General features: G+C 53.4%; 6 protein-coding genes. All 6 read left to right on the plus strand.

Translation table 11 applies throughout. The annotated features are described in order from the left end of the window. Positions 1-15 precede the first annotated feature (15 nt). Positions 16-2,073 carry an anaerobic ribonucleoside triphosphate reductase gene (locus PAT3040_RS23895; protein ID WP_108994657.1) on the plus strand — a complete coding sequence of 686 codons (2,058 nt, stop codon included), beginning with the start codon at positions 16-18 and terminating at the stop codon, positions 2,071-2,073. After that, on the plus strand, positions 2,051-2,584 hold the full coding sequence (gene nrdG / locus PAT3040_RS23900; protein WP_258235126.1) for an anaerobic ribonucleoside-triphosphate reductase activating protein: 534 nt from the start codon (positions 2,051-2,053) through the stop codon (positions 2,582-2,584). Before PAT3040_RS23895 ends, nrdG begins: the two co-directional genes overlap by 23 nt. A 35-nt stretch (positions 2,585-2,619) precedes the next feature. Further along, entirely contained in the window at positions 2,620-3,189 is a 570-nt protein-coding gene (locus PAT3040_RS23905) for a hypothetical protein (protein ID WP_108994659.1), read from the plus strand. A 287-nt stretch (positions 3,190-3,476) separates the two neighbouring features. Further along, the gene (locus tag PAT3040_RS23910) at positions 3,477-4,817 is read left to right on the plus strand and encodes a sensor histidine kinase (RefSeq protein ID WP_258235127.1); all 1,341 of its coding nucleotides are present in this window, start codon (positions 3,477-3,479) and stop codon (positions 4,815-4,817) included. A gap of 1 nt (position 4,818) precedes the next feature. Then, complete coding sequence (locus PAT3040_RS23915; RefSeq protein ID WP_108994661.1) at positions 4,819-5,481, plus strand: response regulator transcription factor; 663 nt, start codon at positions 4,819-4,821, stop codon at positions 5,479-5,481. A 388-nt stretch (positions 5,482-5,869) separates the two neighbouring features. After that, on the plus strand, positions 5,870-8,202 hold a 2,333-nt coding region (locus PAT3040_RS23920; RefSeq protein WP_181376797.1), incomplete at its 3' end, for a glycoside hydrolase family 88 protein.

An 8,202-nucleotide genomic window follows, 5' to 3' on the forward strand; every position in this document is an offset into this window, starting at 1 on the left:
AGGAGTGTCGCATGGATGATCAATGATATTTGCAAGATTCAGGAAGTGAACACGCGTCTGATGAAATTATACGAAGATATAACCTTTCAAGATGCTGCGGATAGCGATATGAAGCGCGAGAATGCCAATATAGACGGCAATACCTCCATGGGGATGATGTTGAAATACGGTTCGGAGGGCGCCAAACAATTTAACGAGCTGTTTCTTCTCAAGCCAGAGCATGCCGACGCTCATAAAAACGGGGATATCCATATTCACGATCTGGACTTCCTTTCCCTAACGACAACCTGTTGCCAGATTGATATTCGGCAATTGTTTGATGGAGGCTTCGGCACCGGGCATGGCCGTGTCAGGGAACCCAAAGATATAAGGAGTTATGCGGCACTTGCGTGTATCGCGATTCAATCGAATCAGAACGATCAGCATGGAGGACAGAGTATTCCGAACTTTGATTACGGAATGGCGGGGGGCGTTGGCAAAACGTATGTCCGTCATTACAGGGATAATCTGCTGAAAATGTTGAAATGGAAATTCGGCTTGGGAGATGACGGGGAAAAGGCAGTGCTGCATCTATTCGATGAATTGAACGGTGCAGGACTGCTGCCTCGCATAAGCCGGAATCCGTATGAGAAGGAGCGGGAGAAAGAGCTGCTTGGCCAAGTGCTGAGCGATCCAATCGATATAAATGAAGCACAGCAGATCGCGGAAGCCCATGCACTTGCGGAAACGGAGAAAAGCACTTATCAAGCTATGGAAGCGTTGATCCATAACCTCAATACGATGCATAGCCGGGCCGGGGCGCAAATTCCGTTCAGCTCCATTAATTACGGGACGGATACAAGCCCGGAGGGCAGGATGATTATACGGAGTATCCTTTTGGCTACGGAGAAGGGACTTGGCAACGGGGAAACGCCTATTTTCCCTATTCAAATTTTTCGTGTGAAGGAAGGAATCAACTATAACCCGGGCGACCCGAATTATGATTTATTACAACTCGCCTTCCGGGTAAGCGCCAAACGATTATTCCCCAATTTTTCGTTCCAGGATGCGCCGTTTAACGCCCAATATTATACGGCGGGAAAACCGGAGACGGAAATTGCTTATATGGGCTGCAGAACAAGAGTGATCGGAAATGTATACGACGATTCTCGTGAAATTACATTCGGAAGAGGGAATTTAAGCTTTACGACAATCAATTTGCCGAGGTTGGCTCTATTAAATAGAGGGAACATCACTATGTTCCTCTATGAGCTTGATCGAATGATGGATATCGTGATTCGGCAGCTTCTGGATCGGTTTGAAATTCAGGCCCGCAAAAAGGTAAAAAATTTCCCGTTTTTGATGGGACAAGGGATATGGATCGATTCTGGATTACTGAAGCCGGATGACGAAATTCGAGAGGTTATTAAGCATGGCAGCTTATCGGCAGGATTTATCGGACTGGCGGAATGCTTGAAAGCGCTCATCGGAAGCCATCATGGCGAATCCGAGGAGGCGAGACAGTTGGGACTTCGAATAATCGGGAAAATGAGAGGGAAAATGGATGCGGCAGCCAAGGAGCATCAATTAAACTTTTCGTTGCTGGCTACACCGGCGGAAGGGCTGTCCGGCCGTTTTGTGCAGATGGACAGAACGAGATTCGGCGTCATACCGGATATTACGGATCGGGAATATTATACGAACAGCTTTCATCTTCCCGTCTATTATGCAACGACGGCCTATAAGAAAATAAGGATCGAAGCTCCCTATCACGCGTTGACGAACGCCGGGCATATCACATACGTCGAACTTGACGGCGATCCGTTAAACAACCTGCAAGTCTTTGAAAAAATGATCCGCGCCATGAAGGAGAACGGCATCGGCTACGGTTCTATCAACCATCCCGTTGACCGCGACTCCGTTTGCGGCTACACGGGCCTTATAAACGACAGTTGTCCATCCTGCGGCCGAACGGAAGAAGACGGGCCGGCTTTTGAGCGAATTCGAAGGATTACAGGGTATTTGGTCGGTACAATCGATCGTTTTAATGACGCGAAAAGGGCGGAGGAACGTGAACGAATCAAACATTCCTGACCATAAGGAGCCGGAATTGCGCATCGCCGGATTGGTACAAGAATCCATTGTGGATGGACCGGGTTTAAGACTTGTTGTATTTGCCCAAGGCTGTCCTCATCGCTGCCGGGGTTGCCACAATCCGCATACCCACTCGTATGAAGGCGGCATAACCGTCAGTATCGACGCGATTACGAATGCCATTATTCAAAATCCGCTGCTTGATGGAGTGACCTTAAGCGGAGGCGAACCTTTTCTTCAAGCAGAGGGGTTCGCAGAGCTGGCCGCCAGAGTGAAGGCCATGGGCTTGCACGTGATGACATACACCGGATATATCTATGAAACGATCGTAGCCGGTTTAAACAGACATGACGGATGGCGCAGTTTGCTGGACAATACCGACGTTCTGGTGGACGGGCCGTTTGTGCTCAAGCAACGCAGCCTCTCTTTGCGGTACCGGGGCTCAAGCAATCAGCGGTTGATCGACGTGAAACAATCCGGACGGGCAGGCCAAGCAATCTGTATTTTCTAAGTGAAGAGAACTAGGCGAATTAGAGGAGGTTGACGATGAAATATTATCACCTTGTTGATCGGGATGCGTTGGAGGACCCTTCCCGCAAAACCATGTTTGTGCATAGCGCCAGACGGTTGAAGGATAAGCACTTCTATATGAGGAGAAAAATGGACACGATCTATGAGATGAGTTTACGTATTTCCTCCGCTTCAACCGCCGACCATTTACGCGAGTCTCTTACGGAACTTAGAGTGAAGACGCTGGTACTGTTAAATGCCTTGACCTGCCATGCGGAATGGGAGTCACGTGAATTTTTTGCGAGCCTGCGCGCGCTCGTCTATTTCCAAAACGATCCGAAGCTGCGCTCTTCCCTGGCATTGCTGGAGCATGATCAAGTGATCGCGCTGGACTACTTCAGAACATTTTTGAAGAGAAGCGATGCCGCGCTTCATATTTTGCACAGCGGAGCCCTGCCTCATAACTTGGCGTTATATGAACGGCTGAAGCAGACGGCGCATCCCGTTACCCAGGCATGTCTGATACTTAAGTGTCATTTTGATATGGAAGAAACATGTATCATCCCGCTGACTGATGAAATTTTGCGGGCGATGAAGGCAGGTTAAGCTGCTTCCGTAGCCAAGAAGCCATACGGACACAGTCTGAGCGGAATTTCCAATATATGCCCCATCATTCCGATGGCTCTCCGCAAAGAGGAGATCGCGCGGCCGTTATCGAATACTATACCTCTCAAGTCCAACTAAGCTCGGTCAAGGTGAAACGGCTACGCCGTCCTTTGGAGGCGCGGCGCGTTTCATTCCGAGAAATATAGAGAAAGTATGGCGAAACTATGTACTTTCCTATATTTCAAAGATCGCCAGGGCGACATGACGGTATTCGGGGACGGGATTGCATGCTCTATTACTTCTTTGCGCTACTTGCCGCTGCCATCGTGCTGCTGGTCAACGACATTAGGAACGCCGCGAACAGGTGGGCGGCGTTCTTTCTGGTATTCGCCGCCATCGGCGGATTAGCCGACACGGCTGCGGATACGGGATTGTCCATCGCGGCACGAGGCATCGAACTTCTTAATTTAACGGTGACTCCGTATGGCGTACTTATGTTCGCGATGACGTATTCCGGACTTCCGGATCGCCGTCGCAAGCCATATTCCCTTTTGCGATGGCTGCTCTTATTGCCGGTGTTTGCCATGCTTGCGGCAGGGCTCGCGATGCCGGGGCTGCCCATACGATACGGGTGGCTCCTGCTATGGAGCGGACCTTATTATGTAATATCCTGTATTCTGCTGGTCTTGGCGTTATGGCGGGAGAAGGATACCCGCAAGAGAAGGCAGCGGCTCGTGACGACGCTTCTCTTTGTGCCGACTCTGCTGGCCGTGCTCATGTTCATCTACGTGGCCAGAACGTTCGCGCCGGACTTTCCTTTCTTCGGCTATGTGGCCGCCTTCATTTCCTATTCGCTGGCGGCGGGGCTGCTTCTCGCGTTCGCCTATGGCGTGCTCGGCGTAAGGCTGCGCTTCGAACGTGATCCTCTGGAGAGTGCCATGAAGGCGGCGAGCTCCGGGACGAATCTGCTCAATCATACGATTAAGAACGAGATCGGCAAAATCGCCATTAGCGCGGACAATGCGCGCCGTTCGCTGCCGCCCGGCGTCGACGAAGAGGTACAGCAGCATCTGGCGATTATCGAGCGATCTTCGGAGCATATGCGTGCCATGGTGGAACGGCTCCATGGCCGCACGAAGGCCATCGAGCTTCGGGAGGAGCCGGTTCGGCTCGACTTGCTGGCGAGCTCGGTCACGGAGGACTACCGCGAACGCGCCGAGCGGGCCCAAGTCCTTGTAGAAATTCATTGTAGGTGCGCTCCGACCGTAGTCTGCGACCCTGTGCATGTGAGAGAAGCGCTCGGCAATCTGCTGGCGAATGCGATAGAAGCGTCTCCTTCACCCGGAGGGAGAGTGGAGGTCGCTCTGAACGCGGGCAAACGAAATGTCACGCTGTCGGTTGGCGACAATGGTCCCGGCATGACGCGATCGCAAACGGCAAGGGCGTTCGAACCGTTTTATAGCACCAAAAATGGAGCGAATAATTACGGTCTGGGTCTCTCGTACGTCTATAATGTGATGCATGCGCACGGCGGATCGGCGGAGCTCTCGGGCAAAGAATCGGGCGGAGTGGCGGCATCTCTCGTGTTCCCGCGTAAGAAGGTCTTGCGGCAGAATGGAGGCGGGTAAAATGGAGTGGAAGACGGACGGCGGGAGCGGTCCCATTCGAATATTGATTGTGGAGGATGATCTTGACTGGATCAAAGCTATCTCTGCTTTTTTGAATAACGAATCCGACATGCTCGTGGTCGGCGCCGCAACGACAACGGATGAAGCGCTGCAACTGGCGGATACGCTGCCGTTTGACGTTGCGCTGGTGGACATCCAGCTGACGGCAGGCGGACACGAGGGGATCTACGCCGCCCTTGAGCTGCATCAGTCGCATGCCGCCAAAATCATCATGCTGACATCCGTAACCGATGAAGCCGTCATGACGCAGGCTTTTACCGCCGGGGCCGTCAATTACATCGAGAAGTCGCGCTACAGAGATCTTCCGGCAGCGATTCGAACCGCTTACCGCCATCCGGCGGCGATGGAGGCCTTACTGAAGGAGTTCGCCAGGCTGAAGCGCGAGGAGCAGCTCGGGGCGTTGACGCCGGCAGAGCGCGAGGTTTTCGAACTTATCGAGCAAGGGCATACGCAGTCGGAAATCGAGAAGAAGCTGTACAAGGCGGAGAGCACGCTTAAAAATCAGGTCAACAAAGTGTTGAAGAAGCTTGGCGTTCGGAGCAGCAAGGAAGCCGTGGAATTGGTACGCCGCAAGGGATTGTTCCGAAGGGGAGACAAGCGTTAGTCTTCTGCGGGTTGCCGCCATTAGGCTGACAAGCGCAATGGAGCGCGGCAGGAAGGTCGGAGTCATCCAAGATACACCAGATGCATCTTGCCCTGGAACGACCATTCGTTCGGCAAACTTCTTGATCTGTTCCGACCAAATCTATTTTCGGCTGGATTTTTTCCAGCCGATTTTTTTTATATATTAGGGTCAAGAGATGCGAAGCTCTTGGCCTGATCATTGCCGGCAGTGGTTCAAGGTGACAAATTTATACGTTAATGGGGGGATGGAGCGGGCTTGGCTTTATAGACTTGATCATGTTCATGTAGTTGCTTGACACTAGAATTGTAACCGCTTTCTAAGGTTTGCCGCCAACAACGGCTAAGATTTGAAGGGAGGAAGGCTAACGATGCGCAACAAGCGATTGTGGATCAAGCTTCTGGCTGCGGCTTTTTGTCTGATTGCTCTGCACGGAGCGTCAGGTGTCGTTTCCGCAGAAGAAGATGCTAACCATTATTATATCACCCCGTATAATTTCAAATCATTTGGTTCATGGACGCTCAGCGGAGATTTTCTTCAAGGGCGGGTGACAGCCCCCTCGATTGGGGAAGCGAACGGTTCCGGTGGCGTGCCGGCCGTTGCTGAAGTGAATATCACCAATGCGGGTGAGTACCGTCTATGGGTGCGCGATCGCGATTTTGCCACCAACTCGCCAGGCATCCGCACATTCCACGTTGGTGTCGACGGCGCACTGGCTAATAGAATGTTCGGCAACCATGGGCAGGAAGGTTTCCGCTGGACGGAGGTCGGAATCTATGAGTTGGAGCAGGGCGTGCACGAATTGGAGCTGCATGACACCTCCGGGTTTTACGCGCGCAGCGAAGGGTTCTTCCTGAGCGACGATCTCGATCTGGTTCCGCCGGAGGACAAGGAAGAACTACTGGAGATTGTTCAGCCTTACAATCCGTTAGATGAGCTGCCTTCCGCGGAATTCCCGGCGTGGGCCAAAGGGGCGTTTACGCCAACGAAGACGGCCGCCATCGAAAATGATTCCGTTAAAGTCGTCTTCTATCAGGGGCAGGGCAGCGAAGGCGCGCTTGTACAGAATGAAATCTATGTCAAGGATAATGGCCAGTGGCTGCTCGTCAAGGAGAGGAACGAGGAATTCGGCGTTTTGATGATGGCGGCTCTTCATAGCAAGATGGGCGGCATTACGGACGAATATGCCAATGTCATTCAGCGGGTCCTCATTAACGGGTCCGAGGTGACGGGGCTGACTAGCGATTTTTTTCGCACCGGCCAGCCGATCTGGTTCATTCCTTCCGACTTTGCCGTGCTGGGCGCGGACAAGATTGAACTGAGCTTCCCGAGCGCCGAGGCCGAACTGAAGCTGCTGTTCGAGCTGGACGACCTAACGGACGATCCGAAGGTGACCGTGCAGGCTGAATTTGCCGAAGACGGCGCCTATTCCTTCTTGCTGTTCAGCGGCGACGGCGTGGCGTATGAGGATTACGAGACGGTGACGGCGCCGCTGCTCTACGTCAAGAAGACCGTGCCCGATCGGCCGGTGATGATACCGGAAAGTTTCCTGTTCACGCCGATGGCTACCTTGCATTACACGGGCAGCCAATCCAGGGTGCCGGGCAAGGCGCTGACCTCCGGCGTGGTGATGGACCCCGAGAGCGTGCCTCAGGACTACGCCTACCCGGATACATCGCATTTCGGCCTCGTGCTGCGAGACCAGGACGGCGATGTTCGGCCGCAGCTTGTCGCGCCGATGTTCGGCAATGCGGACAGCCTGTTTGAAGCGGGCGACAGCTACGAGGTTTCTTTTCGCATTATTAATCGTTTCGCGTCCTGGTACGACACGTTCAAGCATGTGACCGGGGAGATGTACAACTTCACGGATTTGCGCACCAATTATTTTCATTCCGTCAACGAAGCGATCTATAATGCCACCGATCTGATGATGGATGACGATTACGGAGGCTGGGACCCGGTCAATATGGCGCATTACAATATGGAAGAGCGGGATATGACCACGGTTGCCAATGCCATGACGGCGGTGCAGCGGTACTTGCTGACGGAGGACGAGGACATTCTCGACAAGCGGGCCGTGCCGACTTTGGCGTTCATGCTTAGCAGGCTGAATTATCATTTCAAAACGACGGGCAGCCAGGGCGGATCCACCTATGCGCCGTCGCCGGCGCCGATCGGCGGGCCGGTTGCCAATTATTCCGCCGCAGTGTTCGGCGGGTTGTATGAGATGACGCAGGGGCGTATGCCGTCCCTGCTGGATACGGCCGTACGCACGGACGCGCAGACGGTCAGTCTCAAGGGAATCACCGATCAGATGGCGATGTACAAGTATACCGGCGACCCCGAGCATCTACTTCGCACGAAGGCGCTGGCGGACAGATATCTGGCCTCGTATCCGAATGTGGGCGCGAACCGCGAGGTCCGCTTTGTGAACAGCTTTGTATACGGCGATTATATTCCGATGGTGGCCGCCTTCCTGGCTGCCTACGAGGCGACGGGCGAACAGAAGTATCTCAATGCGGCGGAGGACAGCGGGCGCTTGCTGGCAACGGGTATCTGGACGACGGGTTATCATTCCGATTATGCGACTACGAACTATACGCTGATCCCAGAGACGGCTTCTGTACGGCCATTGTTCGCCGAGCGCTTCAATTATTGGTGGCACGGCGATCGGCAATGGCGGCTGGGGAACGTCGACGGGGG

The sequence above is a fragment of the Paenibacillus agaridevorans genome, assembly GCF_003112455.1.
Lineage (GTDB): Bacteria > Bacillota > Bacilli > Paenibacillales > Paenibacillaceae > Pristimantibacillus > Pristimantibacillus agaridevorans.

Coding starts and splice junctions, on each gene's coding strand:
- PAT3040_RS23895 (WP_108994657.1), top strand. CDS start 16: ATGATCAATGATATTTGCAAGATTCAGGAAGTGAACACGCGTCTGATG.
- PAT3040_RS23915 (WP_108994661.1), top strand. CDS start 4,819: ATGGAGTGGAAGACGGACGGCGGGAGCGGTCCCATTCGAATATTGATT.
- PAT3040_RS23905 (WP_108994659.1), top strand. CDS start 2,620: ATGAAATATTATCACCTTGTTGATCGGGATGCGTTGGAGGACCCTTCC.
- PAT3040_RS23910 (WP_258235127.1), top strand. CDS start 3,477: ATGCTCTATTACTTCTTTGCGCTACTTGCCGCTGCCATCGTGCTGCTG.